General features: G+C 49.5%; 22 protein-coding genes. 12 read left to right on the plus strand and 10 right to left on the minus strand.

Going from position 1 to position 27,000, the window contains the following annotated elements; translation table 11 throughout:
• Positions 1 to 16 precede the first annotated feature (16 nt).
• The 6 genes from HYX48_06765 to HYX48_06790 all read left to right on the plus strand — a co-directional run bounded on the left by HYX48_06765 (position 17) and on the right by HYX48_06790 (position 7,403).
• Positions 17 to 1,210 carry a carbohydrate porin gene (locus HYX48_06765; protein ID MBI2743601.1) on the plus strand — a complete coding sequence of 398 codons (1,194 nt, stop codon included), beginning with the start codon at positions 17 to 19 and terminating at the stop codon, positions 1,208 to 1,210.
• A gap of 119 nt (positions 1,211 to 1,329) precedes the next feature.
• Positions 1,330 to 3,657, plus strand: coding sequence for an SO_0444 family Cu/Zn efflux transporter (locus HYX48_06770; protein MBI2743602.1), 2,328 nt, complete (start codon positions 1,330 to 1,332; stop codon positions 3,655 to 3,657).
• Entirely contained in the window at positions 3,635 to 4,567 is a 933-nt protein-coding gene (locus tag HYX48_06775) for a protease modulator HflC (protein ID MBI2743603.1), read from the plus strand. Before HYX48_06770 ends, HYX48_06775 begins: the two co-directional genes overlap by 23 nt.
• Before the next feature lie 9 nt (positions 4,568 to 4,576).
• On the plus strand, positions 4,577 to 5,749 hold the full coding sequence (locus HYX48_06780) for a protease modulator HflK (GenBank protein ID MBI2743604.1): 1,173 nt from the start codon (positions 4,577 to 4,579) through the stop codon (positions 5,747 to 5,749).
• Complete coding sequence (locus tag HYX48_06785) at positions 5,742 to 6,221, plus strand: hypothetical protein (protein MBI2743605.1); 480 nt, start codon at positions 5,742 to 5,744, stop codon at positions 6,219 to 6,221. The genes HYX48_06780 and HYX48_06785 overlap by 8 nt, the downstream gene beginning before the upstream one ends.
• Positions 6,222 to 6,227: 6 nt before the next feature.
• Positions 6,228 to 7,403, plus strand: a complete 1,176-nt coding sequence (locus HYX48_06790) for a substrate-binding domain-containing protein (GenBank protein MBI2743606.1) — start codon at positions 6,228 to 6,230, stop codon at positions 7,401 to 7,403.
• Positions 7,404 to 7,583: 180 nt separating this feature from the next.
• On the opposite strand, the gene HYX48_06795 is transcribed toward HYX48_06790, so the two are convergent.
• Genes HYX48_06795 through HYX48_06810 form a run of 4 tightly spaced genes read right to left on the minus strand, consistent with a single transcriptional unit; the run spans position 7,584 to position 10,918 of the window.
• Entirely contained in the window at positions 7,584 to 8,396 is an 813-nt protein-coding gene (locus HYX48_06795) for a metal ABC transporter permease (GenBank protein MBI2743607.1), read from the minus strand.
• Positions 8,368 to 9,186: an ATP-binding cassette domain-containing protein gene (locus tag HYX48_06800; protein MBI2743608.1), complete on the minus strand. Its 819-nt coding sequence runs from the start codon at positions 9,184 to 9,186 to the stop codon at positions 8,368 to 8,370. The genes HYX48_06795 and HYX48_06800 overlap by 29 nt, the downstream gene beginning before the upstream one ends.
• Entirely contained in the window at positions 9,187 to 10,047 is an 861-nt protein-coding gene (locus tag HYX48_06805) for a zinc ABC transporter substrate-binding protein (GenBank protein ID MBI2743609.1), read from the minus strand.
• Between the two features lie 31 nt (positions 10,048 to 10,078).
• A complete protein-coding gene (locus HYX48_06810; GenBank protein ID MBI2743610.1) occupies positions 10,079 to 10,918 on the minus strand; it encodes an FkbM family methyltransferase in 840 nt (279 codons plus the stop codon).
• An 87-nt stretch (positions 10,919 to 11,005) separates the two neighbouring features.
• Between HYX48_06810 and HYX48_06815 the strand changes: the two genes are divergently transcribed.
• From HYX48_06815 to HYX48_06825, 3 genes are read left to right on the plus strand one after another with little or no spacing between them, the layout of a single operon-like run.
• Positions 11,006 to 13,594, plus strand: a complete 2,589-nt coding sequence (locus tag HYX48_06815) for an AAA family ATPase (protein ID MBI2743611.1) — start codon at positions 11,006 to 11,008, stop codon at positions 13,592 to 13,594.
• A gap of 4 nt (positions 13,595 to 13,598) precedes the next feature.
• The gene (locus tag HYX48_06820) at positions 13,599 to 14,561 is read left to right on the plus strand and encodes an alpha/beta hydrolase (GenBank protein MBI2743612.1); all 963 of its coding nucleotides are present in this window, start codon (positions 13,599 to 13,601) and stop codon (positions 14,559 to 14,561) included.
• A gap of 11 nt (positions 14,562 to 14,572) precedes the next feature.
• A complete protein-coding gene (locus HYX48_06825) occupies positions 14,573 to 15,265 on the plus strand; it encodes a TIGR00730 family Rossman fold protein (protein MBI2743613.1) in 693 nt (230 codons plus the stop codon).
• Between the two features lie 43 nt (positions 15,266 to 15,308).
• Here HYX48_06825 and HYX48_06830 read toward each other — a convergent pair whose 3' ends face one another.
• The 3 genes from HYX48_06830 to HYX48_06840 form a co-directional block, all read right to left on the minus strand.
• Positions 15,309 to 16,157 carry a zinc finger MYND domain-containing protein gene (locus tag HYX48_06830; GenBank protein MBI2743614.1) on the minus strand — a complete coding sequence of 283 codons (849 nt, stop codon included), beginning with the start codon at positions 16,155 to 16,157 and terminating at the stop codon, positions 15,309 to 15,311.
• Positions 16,158 to 16,642: 485 nt separating this feature from the next.
• On the minus strand, positions 16,643 to 17,062 hold the full coding sequence (locus HYX48_06835) for a hypothetical protein (protein MBI2743615.1): 420 nt from the start codon (positions 17,060 to 17,062) through the stop codon (positions 16,643 to 16,645).
• 98 nt (positions 17,063 to 17,160) lie between these two features.
• Positions 17,161 to 22,434 carry an RHS repeat-associated core domain-containing protein gene (locus HYX48_06840; GenBank protein ID MBI2743616.1) on the minus strand — a complete coding sequence of 1,758 codons (5,274 nt, stop codon included), beginning with the start codon at positions 22,432 to 22,434 and terminating at the stop codon, positions 17,161 to 17,163.
• Positions 22,435 to 22,635: 201 nt separating this feature from the next.
• Between HYX48_06840 and HYX48_06845 the strand changes: the two genes are divergently transcribed.
• Positions 22,636 to 23,133 (plus strand): hypothetical protein, encoded by a 498-nt coding sequence (locus HYX48_06845; protein MBI2743617.1) that lies wholly within the window; start codon positions 22,636 to 22,638, stop codon positions 23,131 to 23,133.
• A 19-nt stretch (positions 23,134 to 23,152) separates the two neighbouring features.
• Here HYX48_06845 and HYX48_06850 read toward each other — a convergent pair whose 3' ends face one another.
• Positions 23,153 to 24,145, minus strand: coding sequence for an alpha/beta hydrolase (locus HYX48_06850; GenBank protein ID MBI2743618.1), 993 nt, complete (start codon positions 24,143 to 24,145; stop codon positions 23,153 to 23,155).
• 62 nt (positions 24,146 to 24,207) lie between these two features.
• On the opposite strand from HYX48_06850, the gene HYX48_06855 reads away from it, so the two are divergent.
• Together HYX48_06855 and HYX48_06860 are read left to right on the plus strand one after the other, a co-directional pair.
• Positions 24,208 to 25,098 (plus strand): glycosyltransferase family 2 protein, encoded by an 891-nt coding sequence (locus HYX48_06855; GenBank protein MBI2743619.1) that lies wholly within the window; start codon positions 24,208 to 24,210, stop codon positions 25,096 to 25,098.
• On the plus strand, positions 25,095 to 25,349 hold the full coding sequence (locus HYX48_06860; protein MBI2743620.1) for a YggU family protein: 255 nt from the start codon (positions 25,095 to 25,097) through the stop codon (positions 25,347 to 25,349). Before HYX48_06855 ends, HYX48_06860 begins: the two co-directional genes overlap by 4 nt.
• 6 nt (positions 25,350 to 25,355) lie before the next feature.
• Here the strand turns inward: HYX48_06860 and HYX48_06865 are convergent, their stop codons facing one another.
• Positions 25,356 to 25,715: a hypothetical protein gene (locus HYX48_06865; protein MBI2743621.1), complete on the minus strand. Its 360-nt coding sequence runs from the start codon at positions 25,713 to 25,715 to the stop codon at positions 25,356 to 25,358.
• Between the two features lie 101 nt (positions 25,716 to 25,816).
• The gene (cfa, locus tag HYX48_06870; GenBank protein MBI2743622.1) at positions 25,817 to 26,998 is read right to left on the minus strand and encodes a cyclopropane fatty acyl phospholipid synthase; all 1,182 of its coding nucleotides are present in this window, start codon (positions 26,996 to 26,998) and stop codon (positions 25,817 to 25,819) included.
• Positions 26,999 to 27,000: the final 2 nt, after the last annotated feature.

Below are 27,000 nucleotides of genomic sequence, written 5' to 3' on the forward strand. Positions count from 1 at the left end.
AAACCCTCTAGAAAAAATGAAAAAACTGCTCACCTGCCTCCTCCTCCCCGTTTTTGCTTTTTCCGAAGAGACGATCGCAGAAGATCGCTTTGGGATGACTGGTCAGTGGGGCAATGGACGCGAGTATTTGAAGAAGTATGGAATCGATATCGTCTCTTATCTTAAACTAGACGATACATGGAACCTGCACGGCGGCAGAAAGCGCTCTGACGCACTGGGCAATCCTGAATACGTTTTTTCCGCTGGGGCAGTAGTAAAAAGCAAACCTCTCTTTCACTATTCAGGCGGCACTTTTGTCGCTCAGTTTCTCAGCCACCATGGGAAGCAGCCCTCGAAACAAGTTGGTTCATTCGTTCCTGTCGATGAGATGGAAGCGCCCGGTTTCGATACGATCTACGCCCTCTGGTATAGACAGGGCTTTTATGACGAGCGCTACTGGCTGCAACTAGGCAAGAGCGACGCCTATGACCACTTCACCGTGGTGGAGCACGCCCAGTTTTTTATCAATGGAGCCTTTACAGCGATCCCTACAATTGCCTTTTTTCCAGTCTATCCTCATCCAGCAATGTCAGCTCTGGCATCGTTCGGCTTTTTAAACAACCTCTCTCTCACCCTAGGTCTATTTGACGGCTCTTTAGCCGACGGCTACTCTACGGGGAAGCATGGCGTGATCGGACGTTTTTTTGACCATCTGGGCAGCCACGCATTTACAATTGGCGAGCTGGATGGATCTTGGGAGTTCAACTCCGTCTATAAGGGCACGTTAGGGATTGGCGGATGGAATAGCACAGCTAAGTTCGAGCGATTCAGCGGGGGCAAAAAAAGAGGGACAAGCGGCGGCTATGCGACTTTAGACCAGGTCGTCTATCACGATCCCGAACAAGAGGGGGCAATTTTTCTTCTTTATGGATGGGCAGACCCAAAAATCAGCCCTGCACATAACTACTACGCAGCAGGAGCGATCTGGCAAGGCCTTCCTCGTAAGCGTCCTAAAGACATGCTTGGAATTGGCATCAGCAGTGTAAATTTCACGCGGGCTAAAGAAGCGGAATACACTGAGCGATTCGAAACAGCAATCGAAGCATTCTATGTCTACGAATTCGCCTTCTGGGGTTTCCTACAGCCAGACTTTCAATACATTGTGCATCCCGGCGGTAAAGGCCTGCCCAACGCTACCGTCTTCACCCTCCGCCTCCAATTCACCCTCTAAAAAGAATTAAAATAAAAATTTGACAATTTAAGCAGGCTAATTTATGTGACTCTTAAGGCGGGGTTTGCATTTAAATTATGCTGCATAAAATCATTTACTCTTTTTTCCAGCTGTGGAACATGTTTCTACTGCTGTCTCCTTTCTTCCTCATGGGCCTCTTTTTTGCAGGGCTCCTCCACGTCCTCGTCTCAAAAAAACAGATCTCAGCGATGGTGGGCGATCCTGGAATGAAGGGGGTCTTTATCTCCTCAGCACTTGGGATCACCATCCCTGTCTGCACATGTGGAGTGGCGCCAGTAGGAGTCGAGTTAAAACGGAAGGGAGCCAGCCGCCCCGCGATCATCTCCTTTCTGATCACGACTCCCGAAACTGCGGTTGATGCGATCATGGTCACCTTCGGGTTGCTCGGCCCGGCAATGGCCATCGCGCGACCGATTTTTGCCTATTGCATGGGAATTATCGGAGGCTTTTTTGGCATCGGGCTTCTCACAGATGCGGACCAGCCACTCAAAAGCGATCAGCCAATTAAATGCTCCCACCCTCACGATCACGAGCATCACAGCTGCGAGCTTGCAGAGCACCTAGAAGAGAATGAGCCCGACTTTGTCGGCTTCCACTGCTTGAAAAACTCCCTAGTCCACGCCCCTAAGAGAGTGTGGCATAGAGTTTCTCATAGCTCATCCCTCTACTCTTGGTATAGACCCGAGGTTTCACTTCCCCCGCAAACTCAGGAGACTCTTACGCCCAAAGAAGGTCCTGTACTTCCTCTTAGAGAGATCTGGAGCCGGATCTTTAACTACTCATACAAGCAGCTCGCCGATGAGGTGCTGCCCGGCCTCATTATCGGTATGCTCTTCGCCTTCCTGATCTTCCTTCTTCTTCCAGAAAATCTGGCCAAATATGGCTTAGGACAGGGGTTCTTCTCTTATCTTCTTATGCTAGCAGCAGGAATGCCTCTTTATGTGTGTGCATCCGCGAGCACTCCCATCGCAGCTGCCCTTATCTATCAAGGAGTGAGTCCCGGCGCTGCAATGGTCTTTCTACTTGCAGGACCCGCAACCAACACGACGACGATCACGATCTTGGGACGCTATTTTGGCGCGAGATTTCTCAATGTCTACCTCTTTAGTGTGATGGTCGGAGGCGTGGTATCTGGTATGCTCTTCGATAGGATTCTACACGCATTCGACCTGCATGTCGTTGCCAACGTCTCGCCGACTCATGGAAGCATCACAGGTATCATCCAGTGGGCAAGCGCCTCTGCTTTAATTACACTGATCATCTGGAGAAGTTGGAAGGGCAACCTACGCGGAGAGTTTCAAGAGCTATTAGAAAACATGAGAGCTCTTCTTCCAGTAAGAGGGCGCTCTCTTCTCTATGCGCTGCCAATCGCCTTTCTCGTCTATCTAGCTTCTGGCCTGACAACTGTTCCACCTGGAGCGGTGGGGTATGTGAAGATCTTTGGCAAGGTAACTGATCGCAATCTCAAGCCCGGACTCCACTACATTCCTCCTGCGCCGTTTGCCAAGATGGACCTCTGGTACCACGCTCACCCCTATCAGGTTACGATAGGAGTGCCTCTTGCCGAAATGGCAACAGGAAAACACACTCAGCCGGAGCTCTCTTCAAAACTTGCACAGGTGGCAGAAGCTGAAGAAAAAGAGCACCAGATGCCCACTGCATTCGAAGCTAAGGCGGACCCGGTCTTCTCTTATTCAGAACCCATCAGCTCCGACTTTTTTACTGGCGATGAGAACCTCTTAAATATCTCAGCATCCGTTCAATATTCGATCAGCGACCCCTATAAGTACTTCTATCAAGTGAGCGATCAGCAGGTCGTGATTGCGGACCTACTGCGTAAGAGTATTTTTGATTCAACAGCTTCGGGCGCCATCATGAAGCTGCTGAGTGCAGATCGCGAAGAGTACAACCAGATGATCTCCAAGGATCTGACCTCAAAGCTTGAAGAGTTGGGCGCACACCTAATCTCTGTGAACGTGACCAACTTACATCCTCCTGTGGAGACCCTCTTCTCATTTAGAGATGTGGTTTCAGCGCGCGAAGATCGAGAAACTGCCGACTTAAAAGCGCTTAAATTTTTAACCGAAACTGTGCTGCGGACTCGCGGTGACGCCCAAGTAGAAGTCCAAAGAGCCACCGCCCTCGCCCTTTCAGAGAGACTTAAAGCAGAAGGGAAAACGATCAGCATCAAAGCCCGTGCAGAGATCGTCTCAGGATATCGAGAGCTCCTCGAAGAGCTCCTGTGGCTGGAGACAAGCGAACGGGCTCTCTCTAAACAGGAGCTCTACCTACTGCCACCTGGCTACCCTCCACAGAAGTTCTCGCTCTGGAAAAATGCGCTGGTAAATACGGAAGAAGAGACCTCGTACAAAGAAGAAAAAAGCAAAAAAGAAGAGAGTAATCATGGATCCAAAAAATCATCATGAATCTTTGCCCAGATCTAAAAAGCGGCTGGCGCTGAATATCGTTCTGATCATTTTGGTCATGTTTGCAATCTACTCAGCTATCTTTACCATCGACGAAACACAATGGGGGGTCGTCACCCGTTTCGGAAGGCCTCTAGAGAAGGTGCGTACGTCGGGGTTTCATCTGAAGTTCCCCTGGCCGATCGACGAGGTCGTCCGCGTCGATAAGCGCCTCCTCGTACTCGACCTCTCTCCTCAGTCGCTCCTCACCTACGACGAGAACAACGTGATGGTTAACCCCTTCATGATCTGGCAGGTCACTGATGCCGTTCAATTTGTCTCCTCTATGCAGAACCGCGCGACAGCAGAGAGTCGCCTAAGTGATATTGCGATCGCAGCCCTTGCAAACACCGTTGGCGGCTATCCGTTCAAAGCCTTTATCAATTTAGAATCGAGCGATATCGAAATTCACAAGATTCTAGCGAAAACAGAAGCCCAAGTTAGCCAGCTCGCTCGTTCATTTGGTATAGAAGTTAATGAAGTGGGAATAAAATCCTTCCTCCTTCCAATCCAGAACCGCATCAGTGTTATTCAGCGTATGAATGCTGAAAGAGCGCGGATCGCCGCAGTCTACCGCTCTCAGGGTATTGAAGAGGCTCTAACCATCGAAGCTCAGGCAGTTGCCGAACACGAGAGGATCTTGGGACAAGCTCATGCGAAGGCAACAGCTATCCGCGGGGAAGGTGAAGCAGAAGCCCTCAAAATTTTAGGTGACGCCTATGCGCAGGACCCTCAATTCTTCCGATTCATCCGCAGCTTAGAATCTTATGAGGCGATTATAGGTTCGCAGAGCACCGTCTTCCTGGAATCGAACTCCCCTCTGCTAAAATATTTCAATGGGACCGAAGCGCAACAACTACAAAAAAACTAGAAGCGGCTCATGAGTACTCAACTGCCCAAAAATGTCATCTTTATCCGCTCTCTCTTTGCTCGGATGCGCAATCATCCGGTTCGCTCCGCTCTCATCGGTTTAGGGATCTTTATTCTGCTTAGTCTCTGCGATGTCCCCTACCGCGTCAGCATCGGACAGATCGGTGTCGTGCGCCGCTTTGGAAGGTATGTCGGCGAGATGAGAGAGCCGGGGCTTAACTTCCGCTTTCCATGGGGAATCGACCGGGTGATCATTGTGGATGCGGAAAAGGTGCACACATTCGAACTAACCGGTAGTAAAGAGGATAAAGAGATCTCGGGAAAAGAGTACTTTACTGGAGATGAGAACCTGATCGACATCCGCTGCTCGATCCAGTACCAGATAAGCAGCTCTCCCCACTACCTCTTCCAGTCGGAGTTTCCAGAGCAGATCATCCTCGATCACCTCCAAGAGCTTCTGATCGGCTCCATCAGCAGCTACAATGTCGATAGTCTACTCGGGAGCGATAAGGAGATCGTACAAGAAAAACTGCTGAAAAACTTGAAGATCCTCATCGAACCTCTAGAGCTTGGTGTCGAACTCGTATCTCTTAACCTGGACTGGGTGATGCCCCCTCCCGCTGCAGTTCCCGCCTTCCAAGACGTCTTCATGGCAAAGGAGGAGCGCTACCTCTCGATTAACCAGGCAGAAAAGTATAAGACCGAGACGATTAACGAAGCCCAGGGACTTGCTGAGCGCGTCATGTTAGATGCCGAAGCCTACGCCTACACCCGCGTTAAACTGGCTCATGGAGCAGAGGAGCGCTTCCGTTTCCTCCTCACCGAGAATAAACGAGATCCCGAAGAGACGATGCTCTCGGAGTATTTTAAAACAATGAGCAAGGTTGTCTCTCAAGCCGATGTTTACGTGATTAGACCTGGCCAGGGCGCTCAGCTGGAAATGAACCTAATGGATCAGGTCTCTCCGCCGAAGGGAGTAGCAAAAAAAGCGAAGGGTAAAAAGGAGAAAAAAGCAGAAGTTCCAGCTCTCCTCCTTCCTCCAACTATTTATGAGACATCTACCGACCGCGCACCAGGAGCCGGTGGCCACGAAGAGCTATACCACAGGCCCATGCACCAGGAGCTACCTACTACAACCGCCCCTATTACACCGTCTGAAATACAGGTGAATAAAAATGAGTGATCAAAACTCACTGACCGTTCAGGACGCCACCTTTTGGAAGCTCAAGCTTCAGGAGAATCTTTCGAATAGACGCGGGACCATGTACCGCTTCCTCGCCTCCTCGCTGCAGCTCCTACTCTTTGGCAATGCCGGCGGCATCGGATTTATCCTGGGCATCTTCCGTACAGGAAATGAACCCCCTGTTGTGCACTGGCTGTGCGTTTCGGCAATCATCGTATTTATGCTCGGCTGCCTCACTTCTGCTGTTACCCTGATTTTTACCAATGCCCTTTCGATGAAAGAGGCGCATGCCGCAGAGACAGCTCTAAATAAGTTGATCAACAATAAGATGAGCGGCGATGAGGCTGCTATGTACATGGACAATACGACCTTCCCTTTAGCAGCGAGGGCCATGGTTTCGGGAATCTGCAGCTTGATTTTCCTTGCAATAGGAGCTGCCCTTGGAGTCGTTCTTCTACTCTTATACTACTAGGCTCACATGATAAAAAAAGTAATACCATTTATCAAAAATAACTGCATTTTTGACAAAGCCGGCGCCCAGAGTTTAAACCAGACGCAGTCGGCGCTGAAGCAGCTCAACTTGAACAAGTTGAGCGATGCAAGCGGGTTTAAAATATGGGATTGCCGGGGAAGTCATAAAATGAAGTTATTTTTGATAAATAGTATTATCCAGATCGCCCTGCTGACTCTCCTCTCTGCTTCTGCTGCGCACGCAGATCAGAAAACCGTTGCAGTCTGTACCCATAGCAGCGGAACCTCTTCTTTCTGGAGCCTTGTTTATGAAGGGATGAACGCTGCTGGAAGCGACATGGGAATTAAGCCGGTCTATTACGGACTCTTCGATCCTCAAGTTAAAAATATGCCTGGTTATATCTCTAAAGCACTAAAAGCTAGTCCAAGTGCACTAATCATTTCGATACCGGATTCAGAACTTCTGAGGCCAAGTATTGAAGAGGCTCAGGGAAAAGGAGTTCCAGTCATCGCAATTGGCTCAGGCTTTGATGAGTATGCGAGTCTCGGCATCAATACCTTTATTGGAGAGGACTCTTTTGAAGCAGGAGTTATCGCAGGCGAGCGGATGTTAAAGGCTGGAGTAAGCCGCTTGCTCTGCGTACATGACATTGAAACCGACATCTCAGATAAACGAGAGATTGAAGGAGTTAAAAGCGCATTTAAGAAGGCCGGTAAAACCGCCTTAACAGTTGCGATCCGCGACAACTCTCCCTCCACTGCTGCTGCCCTTATTGCCACAACACTCTCTATCGACCTCGATATCGATGGCATCATTGCGATGAGCGCCACTGCTGCCCTTCCGTCTATCTATGCGATAAAAGAGCATGGCAAGTATGGAGAGCTTCCTTTTGCAACCTTCGATCTATCGGATCATGTCCGCGATGGAATCCAAGCTGGAAAGATTCTGTTCGCTGTCGCTCAGCAGCCCTATCTGGAAGGCTACTTAGCTGTTGCTATAGCCTCTTATAAATCTGGCGTAATCGATGTCGATCAAGTGATCAAAAAACTCCAAGAAAAGACCGGCTTTAAGTTCACCCCACCCGAATCATTCTCTTTTGAAAAGGCGCAGAAGGGAGCTATCTTCACCGGCCCCCTCTTCATCACCAAAGAGAACCTCTCCGAACAGGTCAAGTACCAGTAGAAGAAGCTAGAAACTTACACAGAGATCACAGAGACAGAGAGAAAGAGGAGAAGATCGTCTTTTCTGCTCTCCGCAGAAAAGATGGATGCTCTGCCGCTTCGCGGCAATTTTTTTCTCTTCTTTCTCTGTGATCTCTGTGTAAAATTCTCCTCCCTTTCCTCTCTTCCCTTCTCTCCTCTTTTAAAGGGAGAGCTGGCGGAGGCCAATGTAGGTGCCAAAGCTGAGAGCGCTGATCCAGAACGAGACCGGCAGGTTTGTAAAGTATGCAAGAATAATACCCGCCCAGACCACAGCGATGCCGATTCCAATTGAGAGCCAGATCCCGCTCCAGAACCTACGCGTGCAGCAGAGCGCTGCGGCCGCAGGGCCGATCAGAAGGGTGAATACCAGTAGGATCCCCACCACCTGACTCGCCTCTGTTACAGCAACTGCCACTAGCATAAGAAATAGAATAGAGACCAGGCGAAGAGAGAGACCTTTTGCTTCGGCAAGTTCAGGTTCAAGGCTCACGAAAAGAATGCGTTTTGCAAGTAGAGCAATCCCCACAATGCTGACAACCGAATAGATCAGCATCATGTTGATTAGATGGTTAGATACACCGAATAGATCGCCAAACAGGATCGCCATCGCCTGTCCAGCATAGTTTGTATAAAAGTGGAGAAAGAGAACCCCAAGTCCCAAAGAAAAAGCGAGCGTCACTCCAATGGCCACATCGCTTTTTGACGCCCTTTCGCCAATGCTCCCCATTCCAATCGCGGCAAGCAGAGTTAAAATAAGCTGACCCGTGCTCGGAGAGAGGCCGACAAGTCCCGCGCCTGCTGCGCCGGCAAAGGCGATATGACTTAGTGCATGGCCTGCAAAATTCTGGCTGCGTAGCACGATAAAATAGCCGACAATTGCCGAGACGATAGCAGCAAGCGTACCCGCAATGAACGCATTGCGCATGAACTCGTAGGCAAATAGACTACTTGTTGTGAGTGTGGTATCCATCATTGAAGTGGGGGTGGTGTACGTTAAAACAGCCTGTATTTTTGTGCATGACCCAAATATTATCGCCTGAGTGAACCACTTCTATGTGGGTATTGTATAGTTCACTCAGTATCTCGCTTGTTACAACTTCCTCTACCGCGCCTATTACCATCTTGCCATTTCCGAGATAGAGGATTCGGTCCATGATATGAAGCAGTGGATTGATATCGTGTGCGGTAAATAGAACAGTGATCTTGAGCTGCCTCTGGATCGATTGAACCAGGTTGATAATATTCTCCTGCTGGTGAGGATCGAGGTTGCTCAGCGGCTCATCCAGAAGAAGAATATTGGGCTTTCCCAGAAGGGCCTGAGCAAGAGCCAGCCTCTGCCTCTCCCCTCCAGAACACTCAAAGAAGGGCCTATCTACGTAATCCCTCATGCCGACGAGCTCGATCACCCGCTCGATCTGTTCAGCATCCTCTTTTGATACGCGAGGCACTCCCCATCCCGTTCCATGCAGGGTGGCAGCGAGGTATGATCTTCCCGATAGGGGCAGCATCTGCGCCTCTCTTCTTACCTGCGGCATATACCCGATATCGCAATTGCCAGTCTCTGGCGGTCTACTGTTTACGAGTAGAGTTCCGCTCTCAGGCTTGATGAGCCCTAAAATCAGACGCAAAAGAGTGCTTTTGCCAGCGCCATTTGGACCAAAAATCCCAATAAATTCGCCTGGACGAATCTCGCCAGAGACCTCTTTTAAGATCGCTTTATGATGAAATGAAAAGGTCACCTTCTCAAATGAAATTGAACCCAATCAGCGCTCCTCTCTCAAGGCGGTTTCTAGTTGATCCAATTCACCCGTTATCCACTGGATATAATCTTTTCCCACCGGCTGCGTCTCGCTTATGCCAACAACTGCAACCTTCGACTGCCTTGCCAGATTCTGCATCCGTTCCGTGATCGGATTAGAGACCTGGTTGTTGTAGATAAGCACCTTCACTGCGCGCGTCTTAAGCCTGTTTTCAAAATCTGCGATATTCTTAGCACTTGGCTCGGTGTCATTCATTACACTCAGCTGAAACCCCTCTCCAAACATCTTCAGACCAAGGGCGTCTGCCATGTAATTAAACACGGGCTCTGTTGCGCAGATCGGACTCCCTGCGTAACTCTTTTTCATCCGCTCGATCTGATCTGTTATTTCAGTGTAGCTGGTATTAAATTCGCCGAGCCTCTGATTAAAGTACTCCTTATGCTCGGGGTCCAACTCCCCCAGCTTTACCGCAAGCTCCTTCGCATAGGCTGGCATCGTAGCAGGGTCGTACCAGATGTGGGGATTGTCTCCCATCTTCTTTCCGACAAGATCAGCTACGCAGATGGTCACTCTCTTCCTCTTTGAATTCGCCGAAATTAAATTATTCATCCAGGCGTCGTAGCCGATGCCGTTGTAGACCAGCATCTGGGCATCTGCAACCCCTTTGGCTACATCTGCATTGCTGCTAAAAAGGTGAGGATCTTGATTTGGATTGCTCATGATGCTGAGCACTTTGACGTAAGGCCCACCGATCTGGGTTGCGAGCTCTCCGTAAAAATTCTCCGTCGCTACAATGCGAACCTCTGCAATCAGGCAGATCTGCATAGAACATAGAAGTGCGCAGAGAAGTCTTGTTATAGGCATTGTCTCGATGTACCCAAGCGAGAATATATAGTCAAGGAGGAGTCAGCAGGTGATCAAACTGTCGGATCAGAGGATGAGTCTTTCGAGCATTTCTCACCCATTCAATATGCCCCGGATAGTGCTTGCTATAGTAGATCCAGGAGTCTGTCCAGAGGGTTACTGGATCGTTTTTTATCTTTTGGAATACGGGATAGAGATCCTCTCTTACCAGAAAAGTATTTATCGTGAAGCAGACGGGCCTATACCCTAACCTTTTCGCCTCTTCAAAAACAACTGGCAGAGGCTGATTTAGATCTTGAGCTGCAACCTCATCGGGAATTCGAGTCGTCAAATGGGGCGACCAGTAGACGCCCCCTTCGACAATGATGATCTTCGGTTTGCATCTCAGCGTTTCAAGAATCAGATAGTCTGAGCCATCGATATCGATCGAGAGAACATCGATCTCCTCTTTTGGAAAGTACTGAGCAGCTATCAGATCGAACATCTTTCCTCTGCAATCCAAGGGATCACAGCTTACAAACTCGTTGATCAGCATAACCTGCGGAATATCCCTGCAATTCTCCTTTGCTTTCTCAAAAAGACTCGGCGACGCTTCGATGAATGCACCTCTCCATCCCCTCTCGGCAAGAAATCTCGTATTTGAAAGGTAGCGTCCATCGGCAGCTCCAAACTCCACAAAAAAGCCGCTCTTGATATCCAGACGTTTTAAGATCTCCTCTAGGATTCCCTCCTCTCCAAACTGGGAGTAGATGCTCTTTGCTTTATGCAACAGACTCTGCTTCTGAATTTTTTTCGGAAAAATTTCTTGTTCTGCTTGAACTTGGGAAAAATAGAAAAACGCGAGAATCGTTAACGAGAGCAGCTTCTTCATATGGACACCTCAACCAGAGAATTAATTTGTCCTAATGTGCTATTATTCTGAAAACTTTGACAAGTTTTTTCTTAATGGGGTTCTCTTATGACACAGGAATTTTCAGAAGCGGTTGTAAACTCGATCCAAGAAGCTCTCTCCTATGCAAAGACGCAGGGGCATACTGAAATTACTGAAAACCATCTTCTCAGAGCTCTTCTCCTCGATTCTGAAGGATATTTTGTCTCCATTTGCAAAGTCGTTGGATCGGATCCATCACTGCTACTCAGGCAGGTTGAAGAAGCGATGAAGACGCTACCAACCTACACAGGCTCTCCGAGCGAGCCGAGAGCCTCAATGGGCCTGCAGCAGAGAATTCAAGAAGCAGAAAAAATAGCCAAAGCCTGGAAAGACACCTACATCAGCAGCGACCACCTCTTTTTAAGTTTTTGGGAGAAGCCCATCGAGCCCTTCGCTTCCTGGAAAAAGCTCTCGAAAAAAACCCTCAAAGATGTAGAAGCTGAAATTAAAAATCTAAGAGGTTCAAGACATATGGACTCCCCCAACTCCGAAGGCAATCTGAAAGCTCTAGAAAAATTTTGCAAAAATCTAACCAACCTCGCAAGAGAAGGAAAGCTGGATCCCGTCATCGGCCGCGATGAAGAGATCAGAAGAACCATGCAGGTCCTCTCGCGCCGCACAAAGAACAACCCGATGCTCATCGGCGAGCCTGGCGTTGGAAAAACAGCCATAGCAGAAGGCCTTGCCCATAAGATTATCCAAGATGACGTCCCCGACTCGCTTAAGAACAAAGAGCTCATGGCCCTCGACATGGGCAGCCTCATTGCCGGAACCAAGTACCGCGGTGAGTTCGAAGAGAGGCTCAAAGGAATCCTCACTGAAATCGAGAAGAGCGAGGGCAATATCATCCTCTTCATCGACGAGGTTCATACTCTAATCGGAGCGGGAGCAACAGAAGGATCGATGGATGCAGCCAACCTCTTGAAGCCCGCGCTCGCACGAGGCCTGCTCCATTGCATTGGAGCCACAACCCTCGGAGAGTATCAGAAATACATTGAAAAAGACCCCGCACTTGAGCGCAGATTCCAGCCCGTTTTCGTCTCTGAGCCCTCCGTTGAAGATGCGATTGCCATTCTACGCGGACTCAAAGAGAGGTATGAGATCTTCCATGGCGTGCGGATTACTGAAGCTGCTCTCCATGCCGCAGTCACCCTATCCGCTAGATACATCACAGACCGCCGCCTTCCTGATAAAGCGATCGACCTCATCGATGAAGCAGCAAGCCTCATCCGCATGCAGATCGGAAGCCTCCCTCTACCCATCGAGAGAAAAGAGCGCGAGCTCGCCTCTTTAATCGTCAAGCAAGAGGCGCTCAAACGTGAAGGCATGGATGCCGAAGCAAAAGAGGCAGAAAAGGAGATCGCTCAGCGCAAAGAGGAGCTCTCGATACTCCGCGGAAAGTGGAACGAGGAGAAAAAACTCATACAGATCCTCAAAGAGAAGAAAGACGAGCTTGAAAAGCTCCGCTTCCAAGAAGAGGAAGCCGAACGCAAACCCGATTACAATAAAGTCGCCGAGATCCGTTATAGCCAGATCCCCGCTACGCAAAAGCAGATCGAAGAGGCGCAGAATAAACTGAATAAACTTCCCGAGCGCTTACTGCAAGAGGAGGTCGACGAGAACCTCATCGCTCAGATCGTCGCAAAATGGACCGGCGTCCCCGTTGAAAAAATGCTCGAGAAAGAGGCAGAGAAGATCCTCCATCTCGAAAAATTTCTAGAAGAGCGCGTCATCGGACAGCCCATTGCGATCAGAGCAGTCTCTGAAGCGATCCGCAGGTCGCGCGCAGGACTCAATGACCCAAATAGACCCATCGGAGCCTTCCTCTTTGTCGGCCCCACAGGAGTCGGTAAAACAGAACTTGTAAAAGCCCTTGCCGAGCAGCTCTTTAATAACGAAGAGGCGATCGTCAGGCTCGATATGTCCGAATACATGGAGAAGCATAGCATCTCTCGCCTTGTAGGCTCTCCTCCGGGATATGTTGGCTATGAAGAGGGAGGACAGCTCACAGAAGCCCTTAGACGCAGACCCTACTCCGTTGTGCTACTCGATGAGATCGAAAAGGCCCACCGCGACGTCTACAATATTCTTCTGCAAATTTTTGATGAGGGACACATCACAGATAGCAAAGGCCGCAGGGTCAACTGCAAAAACGCCCTCTTTATCATGACCTCCAACCTCGGCTCAGATCTTCTTCTGAAGAAGCATGCTGACACGAAAGAAGAGCTCTTGGAGATCCTAGACCCCGTCATCAAAGCCCACTTCAACCCCGAGTTCATCAACCGCTTAGACGACATCCTCCCCTTCCTGCCCCTCAAGCTCGAAGACATGGAAAAGATCGTCGTCCTGCAGCTCGAGCACGTTGCAGACAGACTTGCCGAACGACACATCACCCTCAAGTGGGAGCCCAAAGTCGTCGAATACCTCGCGGAGAAGGGCTACGACCCAGACTTTGGCGCACGCCCTCTCAAGCGGCTCATCCAATCCCAGGTCGTCAACCTCTTTGCCAACGCCCTCCTCGCAGGAAAGATCCCGCCCCACAGTCACCTCCTGCTCATTGGGCGCAAAGAGAAAGACCGCCTCATCCTCGACTACAAAGTAGAACCCGCGGAGTAACACAATGAAGAGTCGATTGCTACTCTCACTTTCTCTGCTTGGATCGATAACGCTTGCCCAGTGCACATCTAATCAGCCAACGATTTGGGAGATAGATCCGCACGATGTGCGCAAGCAGATCAATGAGAAGATCATGTCGATCCCGGCAGAACAGCCTGAGGTCTACTCTTCGAAGGATCTAACGATAGAGCGAGAAGGAGTCTCCGTCCCCTTGCGCATCTATACGCCAGATAGCTCCTCCAAAGAGCTTCCGATAATCCTCTTTATCCATGGAGGCGCCTGGGTTGCAGGAAGTCTAGACACGCACGACAACCTAGCTCGCTATCTCTGCCGAGGAGCACAGGCAGTAGTAGTCTCTGTCGGCTACCTCAACTCGCCTGAAGGCAAATTTCCCCTCCCCCTTGAGCAGTGCTATCAGGCGCTTTTATGGACGGTAGAACACGCAAGTGAGCTCCGGGGAAGAAAAGAGGCACTCGCCGTCGTTGGCGATAGCGCCGGCGGCAACTTCACTGCAGCCCTCTGCCTCCTGGCTAGAGACCGAAGCGGCCCTCCCATCAATCTACAAGTGTTGATTAATCCCTCCCCCGACCTTACCGGCGGCGGCACCCTAGAGAGAAAGAATGACAAGGTGGATATCATCCGCTGGTATGCTACTCAATACCTCGCAAATCCTGCCGATGCAAACAACCCCTACGTCTCGCCCATCCTTGCGAAAGATCTTAGCAGACTTCCCGAAGCTCTCGTGCTCTTAGCTGAAAAGGATGACCTGCGTGCAGATGGCCAGAAGTACGCAGACCGCCTGCGCGCCGCAGGAGTAAGAACCAATATCTACACTCAGTGGGATATCGGCCACCTCGCAGGTAGCGGCGCACGCGCCTCTTCCCAAGCCCAAGAGTCGCTCGATGTCGCCGTCGCCGCACTCCGCGGCGCCTTCCGCCGCAGTACTCTGCCCCCAAAATCCTCGTAACAAGGAGAGATATGACAAGTAGAAAAGCATTCTCAGTAATTTTTCTCTCGATTTTTAGCCTGCTGCCTATGACCTTTTTACAAGCATCGGCCGCATCCAAACACATGGTCGGTGTCTTTTGCGGCTCAGACGAAGCAATTCCAGATCTCTACAAAGAGCAGGCCCTTGAACTTGGCTCAGCGCTTGCTAAGTCGGGACACGGCCTCATCACAGGCGGCGCCAACACTGGACTCATGAGTGCTGTTGTAAATGGATTTACGAAAAAAGCAGATCCGCTTCACTCGAAGGGAGTTATCCCAGCAATATTTAAAAACTATAACGTTCGCCATCCCAAGATTCCAGAATGCAATTTAGTGTGGACAGATACCATTCATGAGAGACTTCAAGTATTCCAAGAAAAGTGCGATGCAATGGTGATTTTACCTGGCGGCTTCGGAACTCTACATGAACTTATGGACTTCATGGTTCCTAAGCAGTGGGGTCTCATGGAAAAGAAGATCATTTTATTGAACACAGACCACTACTGGGACCACCTACTTGAACAATTTAAGGTCATGGTAGAGAAGAAGGCTCTCAAGCAGAAACACCTCGATCTTCTTGTAGTCGTTACAAGCATTGAGGAGTGCATAAAGGCCATTCAAAATAAGGGAGTATCAGACCACCAAGGCCTAAACGATCGTTATTGGGAAAAATCAACAAAGTAGCCACCCGCTCTCTTTTCTGAAGCGCGCAGGCGAGATCCCACTCCTAGCCACGGAAGTGGCGTAAGGCGCTAGCCCCGCGTGTAGCGCAAGCGGAACGTGGGGAAAACGCGCCCCCAAACACAAAAGAGCCGCGGCAGCGGCGAAAGAGGTCCCTTTCACCGCTTCCGCGGTTCTGGTAATAAGCATAAAAAAAGCGGCGCTCTGAGGAGCGCCGGTTTTTGGAATTTTGGGTTAAAGAGAGAGTTTGGCTTTTCGAGCCAGCGCCAGCACCGGCACCAGCTGTTTTGGCTCCTGCTCCAGCCGGAATAACACACGCAGCCTTATGTGCGGGCCAGTGCGCTTTTTGGCACGCTTTTGAACAATACGCCACATTGAAGCATCTTGTGCATTTTGGGAATATTTTGGCCCAAGTATCACATCCATTAGAGCATTCTATCACGCCTTCTTTAGAAAGTTCTTTGACTCTTTTTTGAAGGCTCTTATCGGCCATCTTTTGAAATTTTTCGCTGCTCACTCCATCAGGATATTTTCTCTGCATCTTGTCTTCTTCATGCTCTTTTCTTGAACGGTAGGACCTTTTCAAGAGATCAATATCAGCTTGCGTAGGCTCCCTGCCAAAGGCTTTTTTAAAAAAGTCTATAAGAAAAGAAGAATCATCTAGTAATTTTTCATCAACGACTTTGCGTAACATTGGAGAATGAGAGGAAATAGAAGTTCCCTCAGTCGAAGTTAGCAGTTGCTCTGAAATAACAGTCCGCATAAATGCATCTCCTACATGCTCAGCGACTGCTGCAGCAACTCCTTGTGTTTGAGCACGTTGAGGAAACGCTGCCGTTAATAAGCGACTAGCATCCTCAGTTCGTTTCGCGTTTAATCCACTTTCTGTTGTCATATTTAATCCTATTGTTTAAAAAACTAAATTATATAAAAAAAATTCAATAAAAACAAGAGATTAAAAACACTTAAATATAATTTTAATTTGATAAACAATTCCGAGCCACGGAAGTGGCATAAGGCGCTAGCCCCGCGTGTAGCGCCAGCGGAACGTGGGGAAAACACGCCCTCCAAACACAAAAGAGCCGCGGTAGCGAGTCCACAACTCCCCGCCCCTGATCGAGCAAAGCGAGATCCCTGGAGTGCGGCGCTCTGCGCCGCCTTGATTTGGTAAGATTTGGAAGAGAAGCAGAACAGGATCCGCTTCGCTTGCAGGATCGCCCCCCTTGCTAAGCGCCGGGGGCGGCAGGATAGGGAAATTCCGGAAATCCTGCCGTCGCGGTCAGCGACGATCCTGCTAGCGAAGCGGATCTTGTTTTTTTAATCCTGAAAACCAGGGCGGCGCAGAGCGCCGCACTCCAGGGATCTCGCTTATCCGCTCGATCAAAACTGAGCTCTACTCAATGCCTCTTCGTAGGTCTCGGTGGCAATCGTCCTCAAGCGATCAGTCTCAGGATCTCTAATATCGTATCTAATAGCACCCTCTAGAGCAGACGCAGCGCAGATCTTTCCTCTGTCAATATCTGAATGATCTGGCTTTCGAACAAAAATTCTAATTTCAACATTATTAGCTGTGAATGGACGGTTGTAAAGGTAGGGTTGTATCTGCTCATTTTTATTTATAACAGCAAGATACTCATGAATTGCAGAAAGGAGTAGCTCTCTCGCTTTTTTTTGATCCACATCATGGTAGTATGAAAAACTCAATGCCAGCATCTTAATATCTGTCATCATCTGGGCCCCATCACCTACGAGATGGAGTTTTTTTTCACTTTTGAGTTTTTTCGCAGTTTCAAGATTCATTTGGTCCACAATTTTAGAATCTTTTCTCTGTTTATGAAAGAAAGAGCAGCTAAAAAATGTTGTAAGCAGAAGAATAACTATCCAAGAGCAGATCTTTTTCATTCCCTTCGATTCCCCATCTGATAGTCCTTAATATGGCCTTCAATCACACTCCTGAACGTAGGACTCAAAATTGAGTGATCGTGAAAAGGCGCATCCTCATGTGGATCAAGCACAATCAACTGATCCGCATATTCAGAACGGATAGTGGCGTCTATTCTTGAGACGAAATCGCGCTTGCTCATGTAGTTGTATGATCTATGGCACAACCCTCGAGGAATAATTTTCCCTCCTCCAACCGATATCGAAGTAATTCTATCTCTAATTTCAGGAGAAGAGCGTTGCAAAGCACCATGCACAATGATACTTCCTCCGCTCGAACTAACCACTAGCATTTCTGCGCCAGGAGGATTGTTTTCGACAAACCCTTCCCATTCTTTTTTCAAGAGGATCTGCTCTCTCGTTATCTTTCCCATGTATTCTTCTATGCAGTTTTCAATATCAAAAAAAGGCCCATTAGATGCGTTATGCATAAGAGTGACTTGAATTCCATTTCCGAGCTCGCTAAATGTTTTTGCCGCAGTGAATGCTTGTTCTTGTGTAGTTAAGATCCCATTTACATACATAGCACCAGAAGGTTTAGAAGAAGGATCTGTGCTATAGGTGCCGGAGGTTTCGGTGGCAAAAGCATAGAGATTTCTAGCAAAGGAAGCAAGGGAGGAGAGGAAAGAGCGGGTGCGGGATTCGCTTTTTTGGGGGAGATCCTTTTCGAGGAGGTCCTCGAGACCATAGAGGTCGAAGCGGGTTAGGGGGTTGTTGCTGCAGAAGGCGTAGAGGCTGCTGAGGGCGGTGTATCCCTTGGGGTCGGTTGTGAGCCAACGGCCTAGGGAGGGCATGTAGTATCTGCGGCCAAAGTAGACGAGGTGTGTCTCCTCATCTGTCCGTTTGGACTGGTAGCGCCAGGGGGATCTTGGGGCCTCTGTGTTTGCGATCTCCTCCCCAAAGGCGGTGTAGTCATACTTCTCGACGAGGGTGCGGGTCTGGGGAGAGATGAGGCCTACAACATTCCCCAGCAGGTCGTGCTGGGGAATGAAGAGGAGGCCGTCGAGCTCGAGAGCGACTGCCGCGCCGGCCTCTGCTCTGGGGACGGATCCTAAAATGCGCAGCTGGCAGAGCGTGTGCGCATCATCCATCGCTCCAATCTCATTCTGATCATCGTAGAGGAAGTAGAGCTTCTGGCTCTCTTTCCACGTGCCAGCCTCTTTGAGGTAGCTGACCTTAGAGGTGCGTCTATGAAGTCCATCATATGTAAAAATCACCCAGTAGCGTTCGGGAGAGATCACCTGGATGAGGCGGTCGAGCGCATCGTAGTAATAGCGAACCTGCTCCTCTTTCATCTGCTGCAAGATGGGATTACCATTCGCATCGTAGGAGAAGTGCTCCTCTTCGGTTTTCAGAAGTTCATTTAATGCGTTGTGAGTGTGGGCCACTCCATCCTGCACGCGCCTATTCTGGTGCGAGTCGCTGACGTAGGTGTGATCCTTTTCGCGTGTAAGCTGCGAGAGTCCGTCGTAGGCAAATGAACGCCTCTCTTCTGCCCGCTTGATTTGCAGAATGTTTCCCGAGGGGTCGAACTCGCTAATCGCGTAGGTAAAATAGGGCGAGGAGAGCGAGACTGCTCTTCCTAACATGTCAACTGTGCGGGTTTGCGCTCCCACTCCAGCTGCGAGTTCTTCGCTCAGAAGATTGCCCGCCTGATCATACTCGGTGTACTTATGCGTGTAGAGGAGATCGCCATCTGCGCTCAAACGCTCTACCCCTCTGAGGTAGAGAGCGTCATAGTGGTAGCTAACCGAAGATCTATCTGCCAAGAGAAGAGCTGTGCGGCGAGCCAGCGGATCGTACTTGTAAGCAATTGAGGCTCCGCCCTCCTGCACCTCTTGGGTGAGGCAACCCCTTCTATCATAGATGCGGGTGGTCGCTTTATGGTTCAGCAGGTTCTCATTTGAAACCATGCGTCCAAGCGGATCGTAGGCATAGGCGTAGTCGATCGACTGGTCTGAAGAGAAGAGGCGCACCTTGCGGCCGAGAGCGTCATACTCATGAATAAGATGCACTCCATCGGGCTTGATGATCTCTCGAAGGAGGCCCGCCTCATCGTATCTATATCTCTCAACGCGCTGATCTACACTCCCAGCAGCCTTTGTTAAACTTAAGAGCCTCCCCATGACGCCATGCTCCCACACCGTCGTAACGGTAGAGAGTGGTCTTGCCGCTGAAATGAGAGTGCTCTCCTGCTTGCAGCACTTGCCTCCCAGATCGTAAAAGAATTTTTCCAGAGAGAGAAGCTCATCAGATGCGCCTCTTCCCTCGGTTTGAGTCACGCGGCCAAGCGCATCGTGAAGCGTGGTAGTGGAGACTCCCCGCGCGTCGATCACTCTCTTCTTAAGAACCCGCTGTCCCTGAGCATTGCGCTCGTTCTCGTCATAGAGAGTTTCAACTAGAAATCCAAGAGCATCCGTCTGGGCTACCGGTCTTTTAAATGAGTCGAAAACAAAACGCTCGGTGCTCTCCTGCCCGTTTATGAACTTTGTGACTGAAGACCTGTTGCAAGAGGCGTCATAAGAGTAGAGAACTCTTGTCAGCGTATTTCCCTCTCCATCCTCTGCTCTCTCTTCAATGACGCGATCCAGAAGATCGTGCTCCTTCACTGTGATCAAGGGAGAAGTGCCGTCAGAGGTAGCCGTTGTGGAGGGGCGTCCTAAAGAGTCGTACCCGAAAGTGATCTTCTGAAAACCATCTTCTTGAGAGACTCTTCTTCCTGCTCCATCGTAGAAGTAGTAGACCGTCTGCCCCACGGGATCGGTCTTCGAGATCTGAAGATCGCCCTTATACTCTGCCCGTTCAGAGAAGAGAAGCGTCCGCTTCTCATCGTAGATCTTCTTCTCTATTTCTCTACCAAAGACGTCATACGAAAAAACAGAGACCGCGCCCTTGACATCGATCTTCTCTGCTAAGCTTCCATCTTTGTGATAGATCAGCTTTTCAACCGAGCCGTCGGGATGCTGTGTGCGTATCGGTTTTCCATACGCATTGTAGGAGATCTCTGTTGAATCCCCTCTCTCATCGACTCGCAAGATCTCTCTTCCCAATACATCAACTGTCGAGCTGCTCTTCGGGCTCCAGGGGAAGACTTCAGGATAGTGAGTTTCAACAGAGCTCCCGATGGGATTGTGTGTGTAGCGAGTCGCATTTCCAAAGTGGTCTATGGAGGCGCTCTTTCGGCCTTTTGTGTCATATTCGAAGCGGCTCGTATGCACGAGCTTATCAAAGCCCGTCTCTGTAACTTGACGCAGCCGGTCCATCTTGTCGTAGACCATCTCTTTAATCAGCTGCTCGCAAAAGCTCTCTTGCCGCACACGATTGCCAAAAAGGTCGTACGCTATTTTTTGGACCTGACCTATCGCATTGGTCTCTTCGCAAGGCCTTCCCATCGCGTCATACTCTGTCCGCAGAGCATGAGAAAAGAGGCCTTCAGCATCGTAGATCTCCCGCTTAATCGGCCGTCCATCCGCGCGGTAGGAGATGATGCACCTACCTAAAAGCTTCTCTTTACCAGAGATGAGATCGAGATACCTCTGTTCGATCTCCTCTGGAAATCCGAGGGCTGGCCCCGTCTGCCTGCGTTTAACTTCGACGATCTTTCGATAGGTGACGCCGCTTAGATCAGCCTCATCAAACCCTGCGCCATCATCAACAACCGTGCGGATAGGTAGATTGTCCGCATCGTACTGGTGAAACTCTCTTTTAAGAATCTTATCGCCGTCGCACTGAAGCTGCGACCTCACAAGCGGCGTGCCGGGAAGATAGGTAAATAGGGTTACAGCGCCACTCTCCTCTTCCACTCTCGAAGGGAGGTTCTCCTCTGTGTATCTTGTTTTTTTGGTGTAGGAGTCGCGGCCTCCCAATCCGGTGAGATCGCCGAGAAATCGCTCTTCAAGGACGTTCCCCTTCTCATCGTAGAAAAACTCCCGCGTCCAGATCTCCTTTCCATCGGGACCAGAGAGAGTTTTACTCTGGAGTTCGCCCGCCTCGTTCCAGGCCATGTGGAGATAGTGGCGACGCTGATTCTTCTCGTCAAAGCTCTCAATCGATGTGGGAAAAAGAGAGGGATTAAAACGAAAAGCTGTCCTGCATCCGAGGGCATCGATCACCTCGCTTACGCCATGCTCTTTATAGACATACTCATCTCGCTTCTTCTTCCGCTCGACCTGATAGAGAAAGTGGTAGGCGGGGATCAGCTCTCCATTCGGGCCGGCTTGTTCATAGAGAGTTTTAACTCGGTCGCAGCGCGGGTCTTCAATGTCTTTTAGTTTAACTTTCTGGCCCGCAACATCGTTTGTTCCCTGGCTGTAGTACTCAACAAAGAGCTCTCTCCCTTCGGGGAAGAGGCGTTTTCTTAGCAGCTTATCCGAGCTCTTTCTCTCCTTCGTGTATTCGATGGTCTCCGTTGGATGCTCAGGAGTTTTGATCGAGTTTAAACGAAAAGAGGAGATCCCCTCTCTATTCACCTCTTCAACAAAGCGGTACTCGAGAAGTTTCCCATCGCTCGTCTCGATATTAAAATCTGCCGGACTCCTCTTCTTGCTCTCCTCTAGATAGTGAAAGCGCGCCCACGCATAGGTCTTTGTATTGGAGGGGTTGGTTGTTTTGACAAGAGTAAGCCTATGATAAGTATCATACTCGTAAAAGATCTGATTCTGGTTGGGAAGGCGCTCGGAGTGAAGAAGGTACTCCTTCATCACATTGTTCTTCCTCTTTCGCTTGTAGAACCTCTCCGTTCCATCCGCGCAGACCAGCTTGTACGAGGCCTTTTTGAGATTGATCAGACGGCTGTTTTTTAAATTAGTTCGCCCCGAAATAACGCCATGAGCTGTGTTGGTCACCCCCTTCCCATGCTTTCTCAAGTCCGGAAGGTAGATGTCATTGCCCCTATCTTTGTATACCAGAACGCCGCCGGAGGGCTGACCGACGTAGGCTCTCCAGGTTTTACCCGATAGAGAGAAAGTGAGCTGAGTCTGAGGAAAAAAGATCCAGCCGCTTCGGCTGCCCCTTCCATCTCCACTCACGTAGAATCTGCGAAGAGAGAGCGGCTCTACCGCCTGAATCACATGATCATCTTGGAAGAGGGTAAAGTCGCCGGTGAGGGCATTCACATGCCGGCTAATTGTGATCTGCGGATCGCCATCTGTTGCAGCCAGAACGGAGGGGTCTTTTAGCTCTGCAAAAAGAGAGGCCGTGGCAGCAAGTAGCAGCAGAAGGAATCTGAACATATCCCACCCTTAAAAGGAGCGAGAAGGCTCTCAAAAAATCCCATGACAAGTCAATAGAAAATTTGACAAAACCTGACTTTTCCGCAAGCTATTGCGGAATAGTCGAGACTTTTCTGCAATAGCTTGCGGAAAAGTCGACAATTTTTATTAAGCATCTAAATCTGCTAGAAAAATTAACTACTTATAGATAGATGTATAAATATGAAGAAGATTATCTCCTTTGCGCTTTTATTCTGCTGTTTGATTGCAAATGCACGAGCTGATGAGAGTGTCGACAGCTATCCGTGGAAGGGGCTGGTTGAGGATGAGGCGACATCTGGCGTGGTGACGCTCAGCGATTTGAAGTTGAACGGCCACAGCCGCGTTGCGATCGTGAAGCCTGGAGAAGAGGTTCAAGCTGAAGTCCAGTGCAGCTTCGATCGAGCACACTGCTCTAAATTCTCCCTCTACCGCATCGTTATTGGGATTGAAGGAACAGGGCCCCTCACAAGCATCTACAACTCCTTCTGCCTTCTGACCGAGCGAAGCCACGAGAAGTTTGTCTTCAAAGCTCCTGAAAAGACGGGCCTCTATCAGCTGCGCTTCCGCGTAGCAAACACCCTCTATAAAAAGGATGCTCTACTCACCTGGACTGATAAGCAAGGGGAAGAGCCTGGAGCTGGAACCACCATCGGAATCCTCATTGTCAATGGCTCGTAAGAGAGTGTCTGCAAGCGAGTCAGGCGGCGCGCTTTCTCGTCTTTGCGCCCTTCTGAGCCGTCCTGTTGAACGCCTCATTGATGTAAGTGGTAGCTAGCTGGAGAGCTCCACGCGCAGCTGGCGTCTCTGCTAAGGCATTGAGCATGAGAAAGTCGTGGATCGTCTCCAGGAAGCGCGTGGCTGTTACCTTCACTCCCGCTTCCATGAGTTTCGCAGCATAGAGCTCGCCCTCATCTCTAAGAACATCATTCTCGGCTGTAATCACAAGTGCTGGAGGCAGATCTCTGAGCTCCTCGGAGGTTGCCAAGAGAGGAGAGAGCATGATCTTTTTTCTCTCTGAAACCTCGGGCTCGTAGGCGTTCCAAAAATACTCCATCGCAGGCTTTGTAAGCCAAGGGCCATCTGCAAACTGCTTATAGGAAGGGGTGTTCATTGCAGCGCTAGTCACGGGATAGAAGAGAATCTGGCAGTCGATCTTTGGACTCGACCACTTTTTTGCAAGAAGCGTTACCGCAATTGCCATATTGCCACCTACGCTATCTCCTGCAACTGCAAACCGCGATGCATCGAGATTGAACATCTCCGCATGATCCGCCACGTATTTCGTTGCAGTGTAAGCCTCCTCGATCGCAACAGGAAACCTATCTTCAGGTGAGCGCGAGTAGTTAACAAAGACCACGGCAGAGTTTGTTGCTACAGCCAGCTCTCGGACAAGACGATCGTGAGTGTTTCTACTTCCCATCACCCATCCCGCGCCATGAAAATACATGATGACTGGCAGCCTCTCCTGGCTTCCTTTCGGGCGCAGAATATGAATAGAGACCTCACCTTTCGGACCACCTACAATCACCCTCTCTTCGACAGATACATCCGCCTTTTCAATAGGAGAAGATTGCAGCTTCTCAAGCACCTGGCGCGCCTCTACAGGACGAAGCTTATAGATTGGCGCTCCCCCTTTTTGCGTTAGCTCTTGAATGAATGCCGCCGTCTGCTTTTCCAGAGTAATTTTCATTAGGAGTCTCTCCTTGTTTAAGCTTCCTTTTAATAAAAATAAATTTATATAGTCCAGAAAATATGCCTCCTCTTGATTTGAGCATCATCACTGTCACCTACCAGTCGAAAGAGTATATAGATGCATGCATCCTCTCGGTCGTCACACGCACCTTCAACTGCACCTACGAGCACATCATCATCGATAACGCCTCAACAGATGGAACAGTAGAGCTCGTCGAAGGCGGCTACTCAAGTTATGTACGCCTTATCAAAAACCAGAGCAACCACGGCTTTGCCTCAGCAAATCAACAAGGAGTGAAAGAGGCAAAGGGACGCTACCTACTCTTTCTCAATCCGGACATGCAGCTCCATGAGGGCACCCTCGACAGCCTCCTCAACTGGATAGAGAAGAGGCCGGAAGTTGGGCTTGCAAGCTGCAAACTATTATGCTCCTCAGAGACACCCCACCCAGCGCTTAGGCCCTCTAAATTCCCCTCTCTGCTCCCCTACCTGCCCGCGCTCTTAAAGTTGAGACCCTTCTTCTGTTCAGTGCACCCAAAGTTCTTCTATCCAACCTTTGATGACAACCAGGAGCAGGAGGTCGAAGTGGTGCGCGGTGCATTCATGCTAATCAGGCGCGAGGTCATCCAAAAACTCGGATTCGCTTTTAATCCGCGCTACTTCATTCTTTTCGAGGATATCGACACCTGCAGAGAGGTGCGCAGACTCGGCTACAAAGTAGTCTACACCCCTCTCATCAGCTGCATCGATTTTTTTGGAAGAAGCTTTCTTAAACAGACAAGTGCATGGAAGTATCTACAGATGACGCGCAGCTTCAAACTATATGTAAGCAGGTGGCACTCGCCGCTCCACCTCCTCTGGATCAATCCCGCTGCAACTCTCGGCTTCCTCTTTCGAATTCCCGAATGGGGCCTCAAAAACTCTTGGAGCGCCCTCAGGAGTAAGAGATGATTCTAATGGTAAAGGTCACACCAAACTCCAGAAAAAACTCTATCGAGGGATATCAAGGAGACGTTCTCAGAGTAAAAATTAAGGCTCCTCCCGATAAAGGGAAGGCCAACGAGGAGTTAATCGAATTTTTAGCCGAGACATTTAAAATATCCAAGAGCCAGATCACCCTGATCTCTGGCCACTCCAGCCGCCTAAAAAAGCTTAAAATAGAAGAACCTATCCGCATAGATTTAAAGCGGATAGGCTTGTAGCTTATACTACTTCTTGTTTGGGCAGTAGCAGTCGCCTGCAACTTTCGCTACAACTTCATCAGGAGTCATTTTTGAACCATCGGCCATGTCTAGAGCCTGCTTCTTTCTCTCAGGAGTGAAACTTACAAAGATAGACTTGGCATAAGGAGCTAAAGAGCGCTCAAAAGAGGCGTTATCGCTTTCAACAACGCTATTCATGCAATCTTCCTGCTGTTTTTTGCACTCAGCAGAACTCTTTTTGCAGCTCTTTGACTCTTTTTTGCAGCTCTTCTCAGCGCTTCTTTCCCACGCTGCGAGTTCACCAGTATAAAAGCAGGCACCCGCTGCTAAACACATCGCAAAATTCAAAATCTTCTGTTTTTTCATAGACTTTCCCCTGTTTTTGATTGGAGCACCTAAAATATTTTAGGTCCTGCTCCACCTTCTAAGGCGCTAATCATTTTGCCGCAAGGTTTTTAAGCAGTCTCTTATCTTACAGTTTTGTAACCGCCGAGAACTCCCTCTTTAGAAAGGACCACCTGCCAGAGCTGAATCTGACGCGCGCGGAAAGCCCCCGCGCACGAGAGAAGATAATACTTCCACATGCGGTAGAACTCAGGAGAGTAGGCCCCTTTTAACTGATCCCAGCTACTATCAAAATTCTTAAACCAGGCCATGAGCGTCTTGTCGTAGTCCGCACTGAAGTTGTGCCAATCTTCCATGACAAATAGCCCTTCGATCGATTTTCCGATTTGCGCAATGGAGGGCAGGTGACCTTTTGGGAAGATATACTTGTCGATCCAAGCGTCGCATGTCGAAGTCGAGACATTGGAGCCGATCGTGTGGAGCATGAGCATCCCATCGCTTTTAAGACAGCGGTGGGCGATCTCCATAAAAGTGCGGTAGTTCTTCTCTCCCACGTGCTCAAACATTCCGATCTCGACCACACGGTCAAAAGAGTCCTGCACGTCTCGGTAGTCTTGAACCCGAATTTCAATCGGAAGCCCCGCGCACACCTTACGCGCATACTCCGCCTGATTCTCAGAGAGCGTGATTCCAACCACCTCTACACCATAATTTTGAGCTATATACTTGGCAAATCCACCCCATCCGCAGCCGATATCAAGAACGCGCATCCCCTTTTTTAGCCCCAGCTTTCTCGCAATCAGATCGAACTTCGCTTGCTGCGCCTCATCTAGAGTAGTTGCGTCTTTCCAGTAGCCGCAGCTATAGGCCATTAGCGAATCTAGCATATTCTCAAAGAGGTCGTTCCCCAGCTGGTAGTGAATGTCGATCACATCCATGCTTCCCGTCTTCGTCTGAGGATTGAATAGCTTCGCCTTAATCACAGCCCACTTCATAGCGAGCGTCGGCTTAAAGTTCTTCTCCAGGTCCATCCTCATGATGCGGTAGATACACTCATCGAGCGCCTCGCAATCCCACCAGCCCTGCATGAAGGACTCTCCAAATCCAAGAGACTGATCTTTTAAGACGCGGTTATAAAACCCGTCGTTAAAAACCTGAATATCCCACATCCGACTCCCGTTGATCTCTACATCGGCAAGCCCAACAATCTCCGACACTACTTGTTTTGGATCGGATTGATTCGCCTCTAATTGCGAGAAACCAACCAATACAGTAAATATAGTTGCACAAATGTATCTATTCATAA

This window comes from Chlamydiales bacterium (assembly GCA_016185065.1).
Lineage (GTDB): Bacteria > Chlamydiota > Chlamydiia > Chlamydiales > Rhabdochlamydiaceae.

Excerpts from the sequence above, each read along its gene's own strand:
- HYX48_06765 (MBI2743601.1), top strand. The coding sequence starts at position 17 with ATGAAAAAACTGCTCACCTGCCTCCTCCTCCCCGTTTTTGCTTTTTCC.
- HYX48_06770 (MBI2743602.1), top strand. The coding sequence starts at position 1,330 with ATGTTTCTACTGCTGTCTCCTTTCTTCCTCATGGGCCTCTTTTTTGCA.
- HYX48_06775 (MBI2743603.1), top strand. The coding sequence starts at position 3,635 with ATGGATCCAAAAAATCATCATGAATCTTTGCCCAGATCTAAAAAGCGG.
- HYX48_06780 (MBI2743604.1), top strand. The coding sequence starts at position 4,577 with ATGAGTACTCAACTGCCCAAAAATGTCATCTTTATCCGCTCTCTCTTT.
- HYX48_06785 (MBI2743605.1), top strand. The coding sequence starts at position 5,742 with ATGAGTGATCAAAACTCACTGACCGTTCAGGACGCCACCTTTTGGAAG.
- HYX48_06790 (MBI2743606.1), top strand. The coding sequence starts at position 6,228 with ATGATAAAAAAAGTAATACCATTTATCAAAAATAACTGCATTTTTGAC.
- HYX48_06795 (MBI2743607.1), bottom strand. The coding sequence starts at position 8,396 with ATGATGGATACCACACTCACAACAAGTAGTCTATTTGCCTACGAGTTC.
- HYX48_06805 (MBI2743609.1), bottom strand. The coding sequence starts at position 10,047 with ATGCCTATAACAAGACTTCTCTGCGCACTTCTATGTTCTATGCAGATC.
- HYX48_06810 (MBI2743610.1), bottom strand. The coding sequence starts at position 10,918 with ATGAAGAAGCTGCTCTCGTTAACGATTCTCGCGTTTTTCTATTTTTCC.
- HYX48_06815 (MBI2743611.1), top strand. The coding sequence starts at position 11,006 with ATGACACAGGAATTTTCAGAAGCGGTTGTAAACTCGATCCAAGAAGCT.
- HYX48_06820 (MBI2743612.1), top strand. The coding sequence starts at position 13,599 with ATGAAGAGTCGATTGCTACTCTCACTTTCTCTGCTTGGATCGATAACG.
- HYX48_06825 (MBI2743613.1), top strand. The coding sequence starts at position 14,573 with ATGACAAGTAGAAAAGCATTCTCAGTAATTTTTCTCTCGATTTTTAGC.
- HYX48_06830 (MBI2743614.1), bottom strand. The coding sequence starts at position 16,157 with ATGACAACAGAAAGTGGATTAAACGCGAAACGAACTGAGGATGCTAGT.
- HYX48_06835 (MBI2743615.1), bottom strand. The coding sequence starts at position 17,062 with ATGAATCTTGAAACTGCGAAAAAACTCAAAAGTGAAAAAAAACTCCAT.
- HYX48_06840 (MBI2743616.1), bottom strand. The coding sequence starts at position 22,434 with ATGTTCAGATTCCTTCTGCTGCTACTTGCTGCCACGGCCTCTCTTTTT.
- HYX48_06845 (MBI2743617.1), top strand. The coding sequence starts at position 22,636 with ATGAAGAAGATTATCTCCTTTGCGCTTTTATTCTGCTGTTTGATTGCA.
- HYX48_06850 (MBI2743618.1), bottom strand. The coding sequence starts at position 24,145 with ATGAAAATTACTCTGGAAAAGCAGACGGCGGCATTCATTCAAGAGCTA.
- HYX48_06855 (MBI2743619.1), top strand. The coding sequence starts at position 24,208 with ATGCCTCCTCTTGATTTGAGCATCATCACTGTCACCTACCAGTCGAAA.
- HYX48_06860 (MBI2743620.1), top strand. The coding sequence starts at position 25,095 with ATGATTCTAATGGTAAAGGTCACACCAAACTCCAGAAAAAACTCTATC.
- HYX48_06865 (MBI2743621.1), bottom strand. The coding sequence starts at position 25,715 with ATGAAAAAACAGAAGATTTTGAATTTTGCGATGTGTTTAGCAGCGGGT.
- cfa (MBI2743622.1), bottom strand. The coding sequence starts at position 26,998 with ATGAATAGATACATTTGTGCAACTATATTTACTGTATTGGTTGGTTTC.